Source organism: Pseudomonas sp. RIT-PI-AD (genome assembly GCF_025642785.1).
In the GTDB taxonomy this organism is placed as follows: domain Bacteria; phylum Pseudomonadota; class Gammaproteobacteria; order Pseudomonadales; family Pseudomonadaceae; genus Pseudomonas_T.
Map to the genome: position 1 here is coordinate 23584 of NZ_JANZKU010000014.1, position 18454 is coordinate 42037.

General features: G+C 66.6%; 13 protein-coding genes. 2 read left to right on the forward strand and 11 right to left on the reverse strand.

The genetic code is table 11. The features are described 5' to 3' along the window. Positions 1 to 144: 144 nt before the first annotated feature. The 7 genes from OGL92_RS13635 to leuC form a co-directional block, all read right to left on the reverse strand. On the reverse strand, positions 145 to 1155 hold the full coding sequence (locus tag OGL92_RS13635; protein ID WP_263144250.1) for an aspartate-semialdehyde dehydrogenase: 1011 nt from the start codon (positions 1153 to 1155) through the stop codon (positions 145 to 147). A gap of 111 nt (positions 1156 to 1266) precedes the next feature. Further along, complete coding sequence (gene asd / locus OGL92_RS13640; RefSeq protein WP_263144251.1) at positions 1267 to 2379, reverse strand: aspartate-semialdehyde dehydrogenase; 1113 nt, start codon at positions 2377 to 2379, stop codon at positions 1267 to 1269. 226 nt (positions 2380 to 2605) lie between these two features. Continuing rightward, positions 2606 to 3688, reverse strand: a complete 1083-nt coding sequence (gene leuB / locus OGL92_RS13645; protein ID WP_263144253.1) for a 3-isopropylmalate dehydrogenase — start codon at positions 3686 to 3688, stop codon at positions 2606 to 2608. A 112-nt stretch (positions 3689 to 3800) separates the two neighbouring features. Beyond that, positions 3801 to 4562: a class I SAM-dependent methyltransferase gene (locus tag OGL92_RS13650; protein ID WP_263144255.1), complete on the reverse strand. Its 762-nt coding sequence runs from the start codon at positions 4560 to 4562 to the stop codon at positions 3801 to 3803. Positions 4563 to 4593: 31 nt separating this feature from the next. Next, on the reverse strand, positions 4594 to 5085 hold the full coding sequence (locus OGL92_RS13655) for a DUF3617 domain-containing protein (protein ID WP_263144257.1): 492 nt from the start codon (positions 5083 to 5085) through the stop codon (positions 4594 to 4596). Positions 5086 to 5145: 60 nt separating this feature from the next. After that, a complete protein-coding gene (gene leuD / locus OGL92_RS13660) occupies positions 5146 to 5790 on the reverse strand; it encodes a 3-isopropylmalate dehydratase small subunit (RefSeq protein WP_263144258.1) in 645 nt (214 codons plus the stop codon). Positions 5791 to 5800: 10 nt separating this feature from the next. Then, complete coding sequence (gene leuC / locus OGL92_RS13665) at positions 5801 to 7228, reverse strand: 3-isopropylmalate dehydratase large subunit (protein ID WP_263144259.1); 1428 nt, start codon at positions 7226 to 7228, stop codon at positions 5801 to 5803. A gap of 201 nt (positions 7229 to 7429) precedes the next feature. On the opposite strand from leuC, the gene OGL92_RS13670 reads away from it, so the two are divergent. Both OGL92_RS13670 and OGL92_RS13675 read left to right on the forward strand, forming a co-directional pair. Next, complete coding sequence (locus OGL92_RS13670) at positions 7430 to 8311, forward strand: LysR family transcriptional regulator (RefSeq protein ID WP_263144261.1); 882 nt, start codon at positions 7430 to 7432, stop codon at positions 8309 to 8311. A gap of 168 nt (positions 8312 to 8479) precedes the next feature. Next, the gene (locus OGL92_RS13675) at positions 8480 to 12154 is read left to right on the forward strand and encodes a PAS domain S-box protein (RefSeq protein ID WP_263144263.1); all 3675 of its coding nucleotides are present in this window, start codon (positions 8480 to 8482) and stop codon (positions 12152 to 12154) included. Positions 12155 to 12215: 61 nt separating this feature from the next. Here OGL92_RS13675 and OGL92_RS13680 read toward each other — a convergent pair whose 3' ends face one another. The 4 genes from OGL92_RS13680 to OGL92_RS13695 form a co-directional block, all read right to left on the reverse strand. Next, on the reverse strand, positions 12216 to 13676 hold the full coding sequence (locus OGL92_RS13680) for an amino acid permease (protein ID WP_263144264.1): 1461 nt from the start codon (positions 13674 to 13676) through the stop codon (positions 12216 to 12218). A 698-nt stretch (positions 13677 to 14374) separates the two neighbouring features. Then, entirely contained in the window at positions 14375 to 15457 is a 1083-nt protein-coding gene (gene hppD, locus OGL92_RS13685) for a 4-hydroxyphenylpyruvate dioxygenase (RefSeq protein ID WP_263144265.1), read from the reverse strand. Positions 15458 to 15840: 383 nt separating this feature from the next. Further along, positions 15841 to 16341, reverse strand: a complete 501-nt coding sequence (locus tag OGL92_RS13690; RefSeq protein WP_263144267.1) for a DUF934 domain-containing protein — start codon at positions 16339 to 16341, stop codon at positions 15841 to 15843. Beyond that, the gene (locus tag OGL92_RS13695; RefSeq protein ID WP_263144268.1) at positions 16338 to 18008 is read right to left on the reverse strand and encodes a nitrite/sulfite reductase; all 1671 of its coding nucleotides are present in this window, start codon (positions 18006 to 18008) and stop codon (positions 16338 to 16340) included. The genes OGL92_RS13690 and OGL92_RS13695 overlap by 4 nt, the downstream gene beginning before the upstream one ends. Between the last annotated feature and the right edge of the window lie 446 nt (positions 18009 to 18454).

Genomic DNA, 18454 nt, shown 5'->3' on the forward strand with positions numbered 1-18454 from the left:
TCCCTTGATTTATCTTTTTTCTCGACCCCGGAAGGAGTCCAGTTATTGCTGCCCTTGCGACCTGCTCGGTCGCTCCCCGTCAGCAAACAGCCAGAGCAGTATCGTCATGCTCGAAAAAATCTTCAAATTTCCGGTAAGTATCTTTTACAGATAGTGTTTTATCAACAACTCTGCCGACTGCACGGCGTTCAATGCCGCGCCTTTTCGCACATTATCAGAAGCAATCCACAAATTGAGTTCGCGTGGGTCGGTAAAACCGCCGCGTAAACGACCGACATAGATCGCGTCCTGGCCGACCGCGTCGCCGACCACCGTCGGATAATCGCCCTCTTCCACCCGTTCGATGCCATCGGCGGCATCCAGGGCGGCGCGAATCGCCGGTAGATCGACCGGCGACTCCGCCAGCAGCGATACGCTCAAGCTGTCACCGAAGAACACCGGCACCTGGATGCAGGTCACCGCGATCTCCAGGTCCGGCGCGTTCAACAGGACCCGCAGTTCGTCGTGCAGGCGTCTTTCCAATTGCCCGTGGCCGGCCGGATCGGCGTCATCCACCTCGGCGAGCAGGTTGAACGCCATTTGCCGGCCGAACAGCCGGGGTTCCAGGGGGCGGACATTGAGCAGCTCGGCGGTCTGCCGGGCCAGCTCGCTCACCCCTTCGCGGCCGCGGCTGGATACCGCGAGGCAAGCGGTCAGGGTGAGGCGGCGAATGCTCAGCGAGTCGCGCAAGGGCGCCAGCACCGCGGAGAGCAGGATGGCCGGCGCGCAGGGATTGCGCAGTCGATAAGGCGCGGCGAGGGCCGCCAGCCGTTCGCCGTTCGCTTCCGCTACCAGGGGCGAAGCGAGCGCGGCATCGAGCCCGGCAGACAGGTCGATCAGGCTGCAACCCGCTGCCCCGGCACGCTCGGCATAGGCCTGGGCGAGGGCCGGGTCCTCGGCGAAGAACACCAGCCGGACCTGGGAAAAATCGAAGGAAGCGGTATCGCGCACCCGCAGGTTCTTGCCCTTGAACGGCACCGAATGTCCCACCGCCTCGCCTTCGGCGAGCACATGCAGGGTCCCGACGGGAAAGTCGCGCTCATCGAGCAGTTCGACCAGGAGTTCGCCGACCAGGCCGGTGGCGCCGATCACGGCAACGTCGAAAAGGGGATTCACGGGTCGGCCTCTGCTGCAAAAGGAGAGGCACTGTATATATGAAGGGGATGAATGACCAGCGAGCGACGCGGCAGCCGACCCGCGGCGGGGTCGGCCATGGCCGGCGGCGGGTCAGCGCTCCAGCAGGATGCGCAGCATGCGCCGCAGCGGCTCGGCGGCGCCCCAGAGCAATTGGTCGCCGACGGTGAAGGCGCCCAGGTACTGCGAGCCCATGTTGAGCTTGCGCAGGCGCCCAACGGGCACGCTGAGGGTGCCGGTAACCGCCGTCGGAGTCAGTTCGCGCATGCTGATCTCGCGCTGGTTGGGCACCAGCTTCACCCAGGGGTTGTGCTGGGCGATCATGCCTTCGATGTCGGCGATCGGCACGTCCTTGTTCAGCTTCAGAGTCAGCGCCTGGCTGTGGCAGCGCATGGCACCGATGCGCACGCAGATGCCGTCGACCGGGATCGGGCTCTTGAAGCGGCCGAGGATCTTGTTGGTCTCGGCCTGGGCCTTCCACTCCTCGCGGCTCTGGCCGTTGGGCAGTTCCTTGTCGATCCAGGGAATCAGGCTGCCGGCCAGGGGCACGCCGAAGTGCTCCGTCGGATAGGCTTCGCCGCGCATCGCCTCGGCGACCTTGCGGTCGATGTCGAGGATGGCGCTGGCCGGGTTGGCCAACTCGTCGGCCACCGCGCCATGGGTAGCGCCCATCTGCCGGATCAGCTCGCGCATGTTCTGCGCACCGGCGCCGGAGGCGGCCTGGTAGGTCATGGCGCTCATCCACTCCACCAGCCCGGCCTCGAACAGGCCGCCCAGGCCCATCAGCATCAGGCTGACGGTGCAGTTGCCGCCGATGTAGTTCTTGGTGCCGGCGTCCAGTTGCTGGTCGATCACCTTGCGGTTCACCGGGTCCAGCACGATCACCGCGTCGTCCTGCATGCGCAGGCTGGAGGCGGCGTCGATCCAGTAGCCCTGCCAGCCGGCCTCGCGCAGCTTGGGGAAGACTTCGCTGGTGTAGTCGCCGCCCTGGCAGGTCAGGATCGCGTCCAGGCCCTTGAGTTCGTCGAGGTCGTAGGCATCCTTCAGCGGCGCGATCTCCTTGCCGACGTCCGGGCCTTGGCCACCGACGTTGGAGGTGGTGAAGAACACCGGCTCGATCAGGTCGAAGTCCCGCTCCTCCAGCATTCGCTGCATGAGCACGGACCCCACCATGCCGCGCCAACCGATCAGACCTACTCGTTTCATCGCACTACACCTTCATGACTGCCACGGAAACGGCGCTGCATCGCGACGATGCTACCCGCGCTTACCCGGCGAACCCCATTGGACTGTCCCGCCCGCGCCAGCCGCCGCTCGTTTCCCTCTGGGAAAGCGCCGTGTCCGGTAGACCCGGATCGGCGGAGCGCCTGCTCGTCGCGACTGAAACCGCGTGGAAAAGCGAGCCGCCGGCGAACCCGGCGGACCCGACAGATTACAGATTACCCAGGGCGGCGACTACCGCGTCGCCCATCTCGGCGGTGCCTACCTTGCGGGTGCCCGCGGAGAAGATATCGCCGGTGCGCAGACCCTGGTCGAGCACGCGGCTGACCGCCCGCTCGATGGCATCGGCGGCGTCGCCGCGGTTGAAGCTGTAGCGCAGCATCATCGACACGGAGAGGATGGTCGCCAGCGGATTGGCGATGCCCTGCCCGGCGATGTCCGGCGCGGAGCCGTGGCAAGGCTCGTACATGCCCTTGTTGTGCGCATCCAGGGAGGCCGAGGGCAGCATGCCGATGGAGCCGGTGAGCATGGAGGCCTCGTCGGAGAGGATGTCGCCGAACAGGTTGTCGGTGACGATCACGTCGAACTGCTTGGGCGCGCGGACCAGTTGCATCGCGGCGTTGTCGACGTACATGTGCGACAGCGCCACGTCGGCGTAGTCCTTGGCCACTTCCTCGACCACTTCGCGCCACAGCTGGCTGGAAGCCAGCACGTTGGCCTTGTCCACCGAGCACAGCTTGCCGCCGCGGACCCGCGCCATGTCGAAGCCGACCCGAGCGATGCGGCGGATCTCGCTCTCGCTGTAGGGCAGCGTGTCGTACGCCTTGCGCTCGCCGTCGGCCTGCGTCTCGAGGCCGCGCGGGGCGCCGAAGTAGATGCCGCCGGTCAGCTCGCGGACGATGAGGATATCCAGCCCCGCCACCACCTCGGGCCGCAACGAGGAGGCATCGGCCAGTTGCGGGTAGAGGATCGCCGGACGCAGGTTGGCGAACAGGCCCAGTTGCGAGCGGATCTTCAGCAGGCCGCGCTCCGGGCGGATGTCGCGCTCGATCTTGTCCCACTTGGGTCCGCCGACGGCGCCGAGCAGCACCGCGTCGGCCTGGCGCGCGCGCGCCAGGGTCTCGTCGGCCAGCGGCACGCCATGCTTGTCGATGGCGGCGCCACCGATGACGTCCTCGATCAGCTCGAGCCCCAGGTCGTACCTGTCGTTGGCCAGGTCCAGCACCTTGATCGCTTCGGCCATGATTTCCGGGCCGATACCGTCGCCGGGGAGAATCAGAATCTGCTTGCTCATAACATCCTCTAAAGCTGCGGCGCGAAGCCCGGACGCGCGGCGCGAGAGGCGACCGCGGCGCTCCGGGCGCCGGCCCGGTGTGGTGATTCTTGGTCGATGCGCGGCGCGCGCCTCAGGCGCGATCGGCCCAAAGCACCAGGACATCGGTGCTGAAGGAGCCGTCGGCGCCGATCTGGAAATAACGCCGGACTTCCTCGCCCATCGCCGCCTGCAACGCCAGGATGGCATCGCGCAGCAGGGGCGGCGTGCGCATCCGCTCGATCCAGGAAGCGAACTCCAGGCGCAATCGCTGGACCTTGTGGCTGCCGACGTGCAAGCCGGCCTCGCCGACCCGTTGCAGCCATTCCGCGGCGGTGTAGTCGCGCACGTGGCTGGTGTCGCGCAGCACTTCCACCGCTTGCAGGTAAGTGTCCAGCAGCGGCGTGCCAGGCGCGATGACGTCGATGAAGGCGGCGCGGCCACCCGGCTTCAACACCCGGCGCACCTCACGCAGGGCCTGGCCAAGATCGCTCCAGTGGTGCGCCGAATAGCGGCTGAACACGAAATCGAAGCTGGCGTCGGCGAACGGCAGACGCTCGGCGGCGCCCCGCTCGGTGCGCACGTTGCCCAAGCCACGCTCGCGGGCGGCGCTGGCCACCACGTCGAGCATGTTCTCGGAAAGGTCGTAGGCCACCACCTCGGCCACCGCCGGTGCCACGTGGAAAGCCACGTGCCCCGCGCCGCAGCCCAGGTCCAGCAGGCGAGCCCCGGGATGCCCGGCGACGCAGGCCTGGAGCAGGGCGAACTCCTCGCCCTGGGCATGCACCGCGCTCTTCAGATAGGCATCCGCCCGTTCGCCGAACTGCCGCTGTACCGCCTGCTGGTGCCCACTCATCGAACAATCCTCTGCAGGTCGCCGCCCTGGGCTAGCGACCGTAGGTCGGGACGCCCGGATCGCATTGATCCTTGCGCCATTTGCCGGTCAGTTCGCCGGTCTGGTTCATCGAACCGCCGCTCATCGTGTAGCGGCCGTGGTAGGCGGTCGGGCTGTCCAGCTGCATGTCGAAGGTGCCCTTGCCCTGGCTGCAGATCAGGTTGCCGGTGGCACGGTTGCCGACGCGCTTGTAGTTCTGGATCGAGCAGCCGTTCTGCCCTTTGAAATTCGCCACCGCATTGTCCAGGGACGCCTGCTCGGGCGCGATGCATTGGCCGCTGGTCATGCTCTGCCCGCCGACCGGCACCTGGATGCCCAATTGCTTCATCTGCGCCACCTGGGCGGGCGTCAGCTGGGGCATGCCGGCGATGTTCATCTTCAGGGTCAAGTCCCACTGGCCGGGGCGGATCTGGCCCGGCTCGGCGGCCAGGGCGGACAGGCTCAGCAGGGCGCAGCCACTCACTATCAGCGCGGTAAGGCGCATATGCATTCCTCTTGTCGACGATGGAAAGCCGCGCGGCCGAACCCTCGCCCTGAGGGCGGGTCAGCCGTCGCGGAACAACCAGGGCTGCCGCTGCCGGTGGCCGGCCTCGAACTGCCTGATCGCCTCGGCATCCTGCAGGGTCAGGCCGATGTCGTCGAGCCCGTTCAGCAGGCAGTGCTTGCGGAAGGCATCGACGTCGAAGGCATAACGCTTGCCGTCCGGCCGGATCACCGCCTGGGTGTGCAGGTCGACGGTGAGGCGATAACCCTCTTGGGCTTCGACTTCGCGAAACAGTTCGTCCACTTCGGCTTCGGCGAGGATGATCGGCAGCAGGCCGTTCTTGAAACTGTTGTTGAAGAAGATGTCGGCGTAACTCGGCGCGATCACCGCACGAAAGCCGTACTCCTCGAGCGCCCAGGGCGCGTGCTCGCGGGATGAGCCGCAGCCGAAGTTCTCCCGCGCCAGCAACACGCTGGCGCCCTGGTAGCGCGGGAAATTCAGCACGAACTCGGGGTTGATCGGGCGGCGGCTGTTGTCCTGGTTGGGCTGGCCGACGTCCAGGTAGCGCCACTCGTCGAACAGGTTGGGGCCGAAGCCGGTGCGCTTGATCGACTTGAGGAATTGCTTGGGAATGATCTGGTCGGTGTCGACGTTGGCGCGGTCGAGCGGCGCGACCAGACCGGTGTGCTGGGTGAAGGCTCTCATGGCGTGCTCCTCAGGCCTGGATCAATTGGCGAACGTCGATGAAATGCCCGGTCACCGCGGCGGCGGCGGCCATCGCCGGGCTGACCAGGTGGGTACGCCCGCCTGCGCCCTGGCGGCCCTCGAAGTTACGGTTGGAAGTGGACGCGCAATGCTCGCCGCTGCCCAGCTTGTCCGGGTTCATCGCCAGGCACATGGAGCACCCGGGCTCGCGCCACTCGAAACCGGCCTCGATGAAAATCTTGTCCAGGCCTTCGCGCTCGGCCTGCTGCTTGACCAGGCCGGAGCCTGGCACCACCAGCGCCTGCTTGACGCTGCCGGCCACCTTGCGGCCCTTGGCGACTTCCGCCGCGGCGCGCAGGTCCTCGATCCGCGAATTGGTGCAGGAGCCGATGAACACGCGGTCCAGGCGGATCTCGGTGATCGGCTGGTTGGCGTTCAGGCCCATGTACTTCAAGGCGCGGGTGATCGAATCGCGCTTCACCGGGTCGCTCTCCCGCGCCGGGTCCGGCACGTTCTGGTCGACCGCCAGGACCATTTCCGGCGACGTCCCCCAGCTCACCTGCGGCTTGATGTCCTCGGCGCGCATCTCCACCAGGGTGTCGAAGTGGGCGTCCTCGTCGGAAACCAAGTCGCTCCAGACGCTCACCGCCTGCTCCCAGTCGGCCTCGGCCGGGGCGTAGGGGCGGCCCTTCACGTAGGCCAGGGTCTTGTCGTCCACCGCCACCAGGCCGACGCGGGCGCCCGCCTCGATGGACATGTTGCAGATGGTCATGCGCCCTTCCATGGACAGCCCACGGATGGCGCTGCCGGCGAACTCCAGGGCGTGGCCGTTGCCGCCGGCGGTGCCGATCTTGCCGATCACCGCGAGGACGATGTCCTTGGCGGTGACGCCGAAGGGCAATTCGCCCTCGACGCGCACCTGCATGTTCTTCATCTTCTTCGCCACCAGACACTGGGTGGCCAGCACGTGCTCGACCTCGGAGGTGCCGATGCCGTGGGCCAGGGCGCCGAAGGCCCCGTGGGTGGAGGTGTGGGAGTCGCCGCAGACCACGGTCATGCCCGGCAGGGTCGCGCCCTGCTCCGGGCCGATGACGTGCACGATGCCCTGGCGGATGTCGTTCATCTTGAATTCGAGGATGCCGAAGGCGTCGCAGTTCTCGTCCAGGGTCAGCACCTGGAGCCGGGAGACTTCGTCGGCGATGGCCTCGATACCGCCCTGGCGCTCGGTGCGGGTGGTCGGCACGTTGTGGTCGGGGGTGGCGATGTTGGCGTCGATGCGCCAGGGCTTGCGGCCGGCCAGGCGCAGGCCTTCGAAGGCTTGCGGCGAGGTCACTTCGTGGAGGATGTGGCGATCGATATAGATCAGCGAGGAACCGTCGTCGCGACGTTTCACCTCATGGGCTTCCCAGAGCTTGTCGTAGAGCGTTTTGCCGGCCATCGGAGCGTCCTCATCGGGTCTTTCTATGCCGCATGGGGATCGAATCAATAGCCCCTCGGCTTGTAGGGTCGATCCTAGGGCCTGATGTCGAATAACTCAAATTCATATTTTTCATCTATTGAATAACCATTTGGAATGCGAGAGGCTGCGCAGCTCCCGCAGTGGTACTGCGCCTCTCCTTTTGCAGACCGGACGAACCCCATGGATCTCGGCAGCCTCAACGCCTTCATCGCCATCGCCGAGAGCGGCAGCTTTTCCACCGCCGGCGAACGCCTGCACCTGACCCAGCCGGCGGTGAGCAAACGCATCGCCGCCCTGGAGCAGCAGTTGAACATGCGCCTGTTCGACCGGCTCGGCCGCGAGGTCAGCCTGACCGAATCGGGGCGGGCCCTGCTGCCCCGCGCCTACCAGATCCTCAACGTGCTGGACGACACCCGCCGCGCCCTGAACAACCTCAATGGCGACGTCGGCGGCCGCCTCACCCTGGCCACCAGCCACCACATCGGCCTGCATCGGCTGCCGCCGCTGCTGCGCGCCTTCACCCGTGCCTATCCCCAGGTGGCGCTGGACATCCGCTTCCTCGACTCGGAAGTGGCCTACGAGGACATCCTCCACGGCCGCGCCGAGCTGGCGGTGATCACCCTGGCGCCGCATACCGCCGCGCCGGTGCGCGCCGTGCCGGTGTGGGACGACCCGCTGGACTTCGTCGCCGCGCCCGAGCATCCGTTGGCCTGCAACGGCCCGGTGGACCTCGCCGCCATCGCCCGGCATCCGGCGGTGTTCCCCGGCGACAACACCTTCACCCACCATATCGTCCGGCGCCTGTTCGAGGCCGAGCGCCTGACCCCCAACATCGCCATGAGCACCAACTATTTAGAAACCATCAAGATGATGGTTTCCATCGGCATCGCCTGGAGCGTACTGCCGCGCACCATGCTCGACGAACAGGTGGCGCGCCTGCCGCTGCCGGCGGTGCAACTGCGCCGTCAGCTGGGCTATATCCTGCATACCGACCGCACCCTGTCCAACGCCGCGCGGGCGTTCATGGAACTGCTCGACGCCCAGCGCGAAAACCTTGCCTAGTGGCCTGAGCTGTGTCTAACGTGACGGCACGACGACAACCAGGTTTGCGCATGCCCTTGCAACCCGTTTCCCCACCGACGACCGCCCCCGCGCGCATGCGCCCCACGCCGCTCGGCGAAACCGCCGAACGCCTCAGCCGCCTCCCCTCTTCCCAAGGATGGACCCCCGATGGCCCAGTCCGCTGACCAGACGCCCCTGCCCTTCATCCCCGCCCTCGACCCGGCGGAATTCGAGAAGACCTGGCAAGACAGCCAACTGCTCTTGGCCGCGCTCAACGCCGCGCAACTGGGCGCCTGGTACTGGGAAATCGACAGCGGCCAGGTGAACTGGTCGCGCGGCGCCCAGGCGCTGTTCGGCCTCGACCCCCACCAGCCGCTGCACAGCCCGGTGGACTACATGGGGCTGATCCCGGAGAGCGACCGCGGCGAAGTGCTGCGGCTGTTCCGCAACGTGCTGGAAGGCGCGCCCTCGCCCCGCGCCTTCCGCCACCGGATACGCTGGCCCGACGGCAGCCTGCACTGGCTGGAGATCAGCGGCAGCCCGCAAGTCGGCGCGGACGGCAAGCGACGCATGCTCGGCATGATCCGCGACATCACCGTGCAGCAGAACCGCGCGGAAGCCCTGCTCAGTTCGGAACGGCGCTTTTCCAGCCTGTTCCAGATGAGCCCCGACGTGATCCTGCTGCTGCACTTCGACGACAGCGTGATCATCGAGGCCAACCCCCATTTCGGCAGCCTGCTCGGCTGGCCGCCCTGCGAGGTCACCGGACGCTCCACCTCCCAACTCAACCTCTGGGTCGATCCCCGGCAACACGCGGAGCTGCTGAGGCGCGCGCCGCTGACCGAGGACCCCGTCGTCCAGGAGGTGCAGTGGCGCACCCGGGACGGCCGCATCCTCGACGGCATGCTGTCCAGCCAGTACCTGCTGCTGGAAGGCGAACCGCACCTGTTGAGCACCTTCCTCGACACCAGCGAACGCAAGCGCGGCGAGGCGGCGCTGCGGGCCAGCGAGGAAAAGTTCGCCAAGGCCTTCCAGACCACTTCGGACACCGTGGTGATCACCGACAAGGCGGAGGGCCGCTTCATCGAGGTGAACGCCAGTTTCGAACGCCAGTTCGGCTGGAGCGCCACCGAGGCGATCGGCCGGACCTCCCTGGAACTGGGACTCTGGACCCACGAGGAAGACCGCCGGCGGATGATCGCCGCGCTGAACCGGGAGGGTGGCCTGGAGCAGTTGGAGACCCCCCTGTCGAGGCGTACCGGCGAGGTCAGCATCAACCTGATCAATGGCGGCGAGATCGAGCTCGATGGCCGCGCCTGCCTGGTGCTAACGGTACGCGACATCACCGGCCAGCGGCGCCAGGAACAGGCGCTGCTGGAAAGCCAGGAGCGCCTGACCATGGCCCTGGACTCCGCCGACCTCGGCACCTGGGACTGGCACATCCCCAGCGGCACCCTCTACGGCTCGCCACGCGCCTCGGCCCTGCATGGCCTGCCCGCCGACCCCTACCACGGCGATTTCAAGCACTTCTTCCTCTGCGTGCCGCCGGAAGACCAGGCGGCCATGCGACAGACCTTCCACGACCTGCTGGCCGGGCGCCGCAAGGACTACCAGGTCACCTATCGGGCACGCTTCGCCAATGGCGACGTCCATTACCTGGAAAGCACCGCGCGGCTGTATTTCGACGAACAGGGCCAGCCCCTGCGGATGACCGGCGTGCTGATGAACATCAGCGAACGGGTGCAGCGGGAACAGCGCCTGGCGGCCTCCGAGGAAAAATTCGTCACCCTGTTCCAGGCCAGTCCCGAGCCGATCTGCGTGTCGCGCGTCCGCGACGGCGCCTTCACCGAGATCAACCCCAGCTTCAGCGAGACCTTCGGCTGGTTGCCCGAGGAGATCGTCGGGCGCAGCACCAGCGAAATCGGCTTCTGGGTCGACCCCGAACAGCGCCAGAGCCTCTACGAGAAGCTCAACCGCGACCAGGGCCTCAGCGGCGAAGTCGCCCGCTACCGGACCAAGGACGGCCGGGAGCTGACCTGCGTGGTCTCCAGCCGCTTCATCCGCGTCGAGCGCCAGCTATGCATCACCACCACCTTCCGCGACATCACCGAGCGCCAGCACGCCGAGGCGGCGCTGAAGGCGAGCCAGGAAAAGTTCGCCAAGGCGTTCCACTCCAGCCCGGACGCCATCACCATCACCGAGCGCGAAAGCGGTCGCTACATCGAGGTCAACGAGGGCTTCTACCGGCTCACCGGCTACCGCCCCCACGAAGTGATCGGGCGTACCGTGCATGAACTCCACGTGTGGGCCGACGAGGGCGCCGGCGCCACCCTGATGGAACGGCTGCAACGGGATGGGCGCGTCCACCACCTGGAAATGCGCGGCCAGCACCGGGACGGCAGCGACCGGATCGTCGAGGTCTCGGTGGAGCCCATCGAACTCAACGAGGTCGCCTGCCTGCTGCTCACCGCCCGCGACATCAGCGAACTGAAGAGCGCCCAGGCCCAGGTCCGGCACCTGGCCTACCACGACCCCCTGACCAACCTGCCCAACCGCGCGCTGCTGATGGATCGGCTCACCCAGCAGATCGCCCTGCTCAAGCGCCACGACCTGCGCGGCGCGCTGCTGTTCCTCGACCTGGACCACTTCAAGCACATCAACGACTCCCTCGGCCATCCGGTGGGCGATGCGGTGTTGAAGATGGTCACCGCGCGCCTGGAGGCCAGCGTCCGCCTGGAGGATACCGTGGCGCGCCTGGGCGGCGACGAGTTCGTGGTGCTGCTGTCCGGCCTCGCCGGCAAGCGCCTGGAGGTGACCCGCCAAGTGCGGCAGATCGCCGAGAAGCTGCGCAAGATCATCGCCGAGCCGATGCTGCTGGACGGGCATCGTCTGCAGGTGACGCCGAGCATGGGCATCGCGCTGATCCCCGACCATGGGCAGAACCCCGCCGACCTGCTCAAGCGCGCCGACATCGCCCTCTACCGGGCCAAGGATTCCGGACGCAATACCCTGCAACTGTTCCGCAGCACCATGCAGGAGGCCGCCAGCGAGCGCCTGCGCCTGGAAAACGACCTGCGCCTGGCGCTGGTACGGGGTGAGTTCGAACTGTATTTCCAGCCCCAGGTGGACGCCCGCGACAACCGCGTGGTGGGCGCCGAGGCGCTGCTGCGCTGGCTGCATCCGAGCCGCGGCGTGCAATCGCCGGCCCTGTTCATCCAGGTCCTGGAGGAAAGCGGCCTGATCCTGGAGGTGGGCGGCTGGGTGATCGCCGAAGCCTGCCACGCCTGCGAGCAGTTGCTCGCCGAGGGCCTGATCGAACCGGAGCATTTCAGCCTGTGCGTGAACATCAGCCCCCGGCAGTTCCGCCAGAACGACTTCGTCGAGCGCATCGAGAGCAGCCTGCGCAAGACCGGCATGCCCCACACCATGCTCAAGCTGGAGATCACCGAAGGCATCGTGATCCAGAACATGGACGACACCATCGGCAAGATGCGCCGGCTGAAACGCCTCGGCGTCAGCTTCGCCATGGACGATTTCGGCACCGGCTACAGCTCCCTGACCTACCTCAAGCGCCTGCCGGTGGATGCCCTGAAGATCGATCAGTCCTTCGTCCGCGACGCCACCCACGACCCGAACGACGCGGAAATCGTCCGCGCCATCGTCGCCATGGGCCGCAGCCTCGGCCTGCAACTGATCGCCGAGGGTGTGGAGGAGCCGGAACAACTGCGCTTCCTGGAGCAGCAGGGCTGCCACCTGTACCAGGGCTATCTGTACAGCGTGCCGCTGCCGCTGCCGGAGTTCCGCGCCCTGCTGGCGCACAACCGCGACCGCCTCGACCTCTGAGCGAGGCAAAAAAAAGCCCGGCTCAACGCCGGGCTTTTTTCAGGGACGCCAGTGCCCACGTTCAGGCCGGCTCGATCGGCCGAACCCCCACCGGGCGGACCGCGTCGACCCGCGCCGCCTCGGACGCCAGCGCAACGCGGCGGGCAGCGGAGCATTTCAGGCGATAGCAGGCGAGCATCACCAGCAGCCACACCGGGATGGCATAGACCGATACGCGGATGCCGGGCGTGAGCAGCATCACGCCGAGGATCAGCAGCATGAATGCCAGGCACAGGTAGTTGGCGAAGGGCGACCAGAAGGCCTTGAACAGCGGCTGCACGCCTTCCCGCGCGAGGTGCGCGCGGAATTTCAGATGGGTCAGGCTGATCAGCGCCCAGTTGATCACCAGCGCCGCCACCACCAGGGACATCAGCAGCTCGAGGGCATTCTTCGGCAACACGTAGTTGACCACCACGCAGAGGCAGGTCACCAGCGCCGAGGCGCCCAGGGCCACGTAGGGCACGCCGCGCGCGTTCACCTTTTGCAGAACCTTCGGCGCATCGCCCTGCTCAGCCAGGCCGTAGAGCATCCGGCTGTTGCAGTAGACGCCGCCGTTGTAGACCGACAGCGCCGCGGTGAGCACCACGAAGTTCAACAGATGGGCGGCGGTGTCGCTGCCGATCAGCGCGAAGATCTTCACGAACGGGCTGCCGCTGTAGGCGTCGCCGGCGGCGTTGATGCTGTTCAGCAGGTCATCCCACGGCGACAGCGCCAGCAGCACCGCCAGGGCACCGATGTAGAAGATCAGGATGCGATAGATCACCTGGTTGATCGCCTTGGGGATGACCCGCTTCGGCTGATCCGCCTCGGCGGCGGTGAAACCGAGCATTTCCAGGCCACCGAAGGAGAACATGATGATCGCCATGGCCATCACCAGGCCGGTGATGCCGTTGGGGAAGAAGCCGCCGTGGCTCCACAGGTTGCTCACCGCCGCCTGCTCGCCGCCGTTGCCGCTGAACAGCAGGTAGCAGCCCAGCAGGATCATCCCGACGATCGCCGCCACCTTGATGATGGCGAACCAGAATTCGGCCTCGCCGAACAGCTTCACGTTGGTCATGTTGATCGCATTGACCAGCACGAAGAACACCGCGGCGCTGGCCCAGGTGGGTACTTCCGGCCACCAGAAGTGGATGTACTTGCCGACCGCGGTCAACTCCGACATGCCCACCAGGATGTACAGCACCCAGCAGTTCCAGCCGGAGAGGAAGCCGGCGAAACCGCCCCAGTATTTATGCGCGAAGTGGCTGAAGGAACCGGCGACCGGCTCTTCGACGATCATCTCGCCGAGCTGGCGCATGATCAGGAAGGCGATGAAGCCGGCGATGGCATAGCCGAGGATCATCGAGGGTCCGGCGGACTTGAGCACACCCGCGGAGCCGAGGAACAACCCGGTGCCGATGGCACCGCCCAGGGCGATCAACTGGATATGCCGGTTCTTCAGGCCGCGTTTGAGTTCGCCTGCGGGCTGTGTGTCACTCATCATGTGCGTCACCTTTTGTTTTTGTCTGTGACGGGAGCAGAACCGCCTCGCTCGTGGCGGGGCGAATGGTTACGGCACTGTGCGGGTCCGCTCAGGGAGGCGTGGTGCGCGCCGGGCACGCAAGCTGAGGTGCGCATTCGCTTTCCCTGTCAGGCGGCCGGACCTGCGGCCGTTCCGTCGGCGGGTAGCCGGCGGAGGCGTATCAATGGGCGTCGGGCTGTACCTCCGGAATGACGGTTCTGAAAACATCCAGGGATTCGCAGCGCGCGACCGGCGCAAGGATACCGGGGTATGCCTCGAGGTCACAGTCGAAATGCTGCGGGTCGTGGATCTGCCCTGCGCGAATGCGCCGTCCGCGCTCAGGGCTCATAGCGCTCGGCGATCCGGTCGATGGCGCCGAAGAGGCTGTCGAAGGCCGTAACCGTCGCGGCCTTGGTCCAATGAAGCGAGTTTCATGCAGCGATCCTTCCAGCGTCTATAGGATGTGCCCGCCAGGCGACAGCGATGCCCCGCGCGGCGCTCGATCCACTTTCCCTGCTTCCAGTCCAGGCGGACGCGCGGAGGGCACCAAGGGGGCGGCTGGACCGCCCTCCGGACACACGACGACTCGCCCGGGCTCACCATGGACGTCACCGACCAAGGCGCCCTCGAAGCCGCCCCGGGGCGCACGTGCGCGCCGGGGGATGCGCCCGTCCGGCGGCTCAGTCCGCGGAAATCACGCCACGGCGGATCTGGTCTTCCTCGATGGATTCGAACAGGGCCTTGAAGTTGCCTTCGCCGAATCCCTGGTTGCCCTTGCGCTGGATGATCTCGAAGAAGATCGGGCCGATCACGGTATTGGTGAAGATCTGCAGCAGGATGCCGTCGTCGCCCGGCGCGCCGTCGATCAGCAGGCTCAGCTCGCGCAGCTCTTCCAGCGGCTCGCCGTGGCCCTGCACGCGACTGTCGACTTTCTCGTAGTAGGTGTCCGGGGTGGACATGAAATCCACACCGTTGGCGCGCAGCTTGCGCACGGTGCTGTAGATGTCGTCGGTGGTCAGGGCAATGTGCTGGATGCCTTCGCCCTGGTACTCGCGGATGAACTCTTCGATCTGCGAACTGGCGTCGGCCGATTCGTTGATCGGGATGCGGATCTTCCCGCAAGGGGCGGTCATCGCGCGGGAGAACAGGCCGGTGAGCTTGCCTTCGATGTCGAAGTAGCGGATTTCGCGGAAGTTCGCGATGCGCTCGTAGAAACCGGACCACACGTCCATCTGCCCCCGGCGAACGTTGTGGGTCAGGTGGTCGATGGCGGTCAGGCCGACGGCGTTGTCGTTGGCGCTGCGGCCGGGGATGAACTCGAAGTCGACGTCATAGATGCTTTTCGCGCCGTAACGGTCGACGAGGTACAGCAGCGAACCGCCGATACCCTCGACGCAGGGGATGTTCAGCTCGCCGAAGTTGGCGTGGCTGCCCACCAGTTTCGCGCCCTGGGATTCCACGTAGGCGGCGGCCTGGCTGGCGTTCTTCACCCGGAAGGCCATGGCGCAGGCGCTCGGCCCGTGCTGCTCGGCGAAGGCGCGGACGTGGCCGGTGGGGCTGCCGTTGAGGACGATGTTGATGTCGTTCTGCTGGAACAGGAAGACTTCCTTGGAACGATGCTTGGCGGTCTCGGTGAAACCCATCATGCCGAACAACTGGCGGAGTTGTTCGATGCCTTCGGCGTTGGGCGCGGTGAATTCGACGAATTCGAAACCGTCGGTACCGATGGGGTTGTGTTGCTCGATCTTGGTCACGGCGTTCATCTCGCCTCCTCGTTGTTGTTATCGGCGCACCGCCGGTGGCGGCGGGGATGCCCCATGACACCCTGTGGCGGGGCGGCGAACAAGGGAGACCAGGCGATGCGTCGGGATGTCGCAGCCCTGACTGTGGCAGCTTTTCCTTACAGGCTCCAGGCTCCCTGTCAAAGCGCCCCAGGCGCCTTTCAGTCTGTAAATAAACCCTTACGACACGGTTCAGGAAGTTGCCGACCCCTGTGGAAGTGCTATCGCCAACCCCTCTATCACAGGCCTTTCGGGGCGAATGCCGAGCAGGGGGATTCGCCTGCGACTTGCGGGTCGATCCCCTGCCCTCGAACAACTGGACGGCCAGAGAACGGATCGATGAATGACGCGCCCATCTCCCAGGCTCAGGTGCGGCGCCGGAACAACGGCCGCGGCTCGATGGCGGAACGCCCGTAGAGCACGCTCATGCCCGCCAGGCCGTGGAGCGCATCTTCCACGTCCTTGTCCTCGCGCACGGCGAAGCCGTCGAAGCCGCATTGGCGCATATGGCTGAGTTGGTCGCGCAACACATCGCCGATGGCGCGCAATTCGCCGCGCCAGCCGAGACGGGTGCGCAACAGATAGGCCTGGCTGTAGCCGCGGCCGTCGCGAAAGCTGGGGAAATCCACGGCGATCAGCGGCACCGTCGCCAGGCAGTCGGCCAGGGTCTCCACCTCGTCCTCGGGTCCCAGCCAGAAGCCGTGAGGCCAGGACGCCCCGGCATCGCCGCGACCTTCGCGCCAGACGCCCAAGGGCAGCAACAGCGGGCCGTCGGGCAGGATCTCCGGCACCTCGCGGAGCAGTCGCCAGGGGTCGTCGGCGACGATCCGCGCCACCCCATCCCGCCACAGGATCAGGTTGTTCAAGGGCGGACCTCCGCGCGCTCGTAGACCCGCGCCTTGAAGGGCTCGAGGCCGATCCGGGCGAAGGTCTCGACGAAGCGTTCACCGCCCTGGCGATGGAGCAGGAAGGTTTCCACCACGCGCTCGATCACCGCGGGAATCTCGTCTGCCTCGAACGAGGGCCCGATCACTTTGCCCAGCGCCGCCTGCACGCCCTGGGCGCCGCCGAGGGTGACCTGGTACCACTCGCTGCCGTTCTTGTCGACGCCGAGGATGCCGATGTTGCCAATGTGGTGGTGGCCACAGGCATTCATGCAGCCGGAGATGTTCAGGCTCAGTTCGCCGATGTCGTGGAGATGATCGAGGTCGTCGAAACGTTGCTGGATCGCCTGGGCGACGGGGATCGACTTGGCGTTGGCCAGGGAACAGTAGTCGCCCCCGGGGCAGGCGATGATGTCGTTGAGCAGGCCGACGTTGGGGGTCGCCAGGCCGGCAGCCTCGGCGCGCAGCCAGAGATCGTGCAGGTCGCGCTGACGCACGTCGGGCAGCACCAGATTCTGTTCGTGGGCGATACGGATTTCGCCGAAGCCGAAACGCTCGGCCCATTCCGCCACCTGCTCCATCTGGCTGGCGGTGACGTCTCCCGGCGGCGCGCTGGCGCCCGGTTTGGTCGACAGCACCACGCTGGCATAACCGGGCACCTTGTGCGGGTGCAGGTTACGCGACGCCCAGTGGGCGAAACGGGCGTCGCGCTCGCGCCAGCGGCCATAGTCCAGGTCGAAGGCGTCCAGCCGCTCGTAGGGCGGCGCGGCGAAGGAGGACGCCACGCGGCGGTACTCGTCCTCGGTCAGCTCGGCCGGCCCTTCCTTGATCTGCGCCCACTCCGCCTCGACCTCCGCGGCGAAGGCCTCGATACCCAGGGCCTTGACCAGAATCTTGATCCGCGCCTTGTACTTGTTGTCGCGGCGGCCGTGGCGGTTGTAGACCCGCAGCACCGCTTCGACATAGGACAGCAGATGCTGCCAGGGCAGGTCCTCGCGGATCTGCAGGCCGAGGATCGGCGTGCGCCCCAGCCCGCCGCCCACCAGCACCCGCAGGCGCAGCTCACCGGCCGGATCGCGATACAGGTACAGGCCGATGTCGTGCATGCGCAGGGCGGCGCGGTCCTGTTCGGCGGCGCAGAGGGCGATCTTGAATTTGCGCGGCAGGAAGAGGAATTCCGGGTTGATCGTCGACCACTGGCGGAGGATTTCCGCGAGGGGCCGCGGGTCCAGCAGTTCGTCGGCGGCGACCCCGGCGAACGCTTCGGTGGTGATGTTGCGCACGCAGTTGCCGGACGTCTGGATGGCGTGCATGTCCACGTCGGCGAGGCGCTGGAGGATGTCCGCCACGCGCTCCAGCTCGATCCAGTTGAACTGGATGTTCTGCCGGGTGGTGAAGTGGCCATAGCCGCGATCGAAATCCCGGGCGATGCCGGCCAGGGTGCGCAATTGGGTCGCCGACAGGGTGCCGTAGGGAATCGCCACCCGCAGCATGTAGGCATGCTTTTGCAGGTAGAGCCCGTTCTGCAGGCGCAGGGGCAGGAACTCCTCTTCGCTCAAGGCGCCGGACAGGCGCCGCTGCACCTGGTCACGGAATTGCGCCACCCGCTCGTGCACCAGGGCGCGGTCGTAGTCGTCGTATTGGTACATGCCGGGGCCTCATCAGTGTTCGCCCTCTCTCACGGGGCGATTCACTGAAGGACTATGCGCGCGCCCTGCGCCGGGTTACAGGTTCAGGTCGCGGCAAAAAAACCGGCTCAGGCGCGCGCCGGCGACTCCACCTCGATCGGGCCGACCGCCAAGGATGCGAGAAGCCCTGCACCGGCGCCCCGCCTCGTCGAGGCCCGTAACCCGGCCCAGCCCGGCGCCTACGCCGATAGGCCAGGCAACGAGCCGGGCGCCGGGCCGGATCACCGTTCGCAGAAGCGCCTAGCGCGGACGACACGTCCATCGGCCCGGAGGGGATTCGCCTCTCCAGGCGGATACGACCGGGAAGCCCATGACCAAGACCCGTCGGAGAAATCGCTGGCGCGTGCGCAACTGATCCGCATGGTGCGCCCGCTGGCACTCCGCCCGAGCCCTAAGCCCGCGAACGA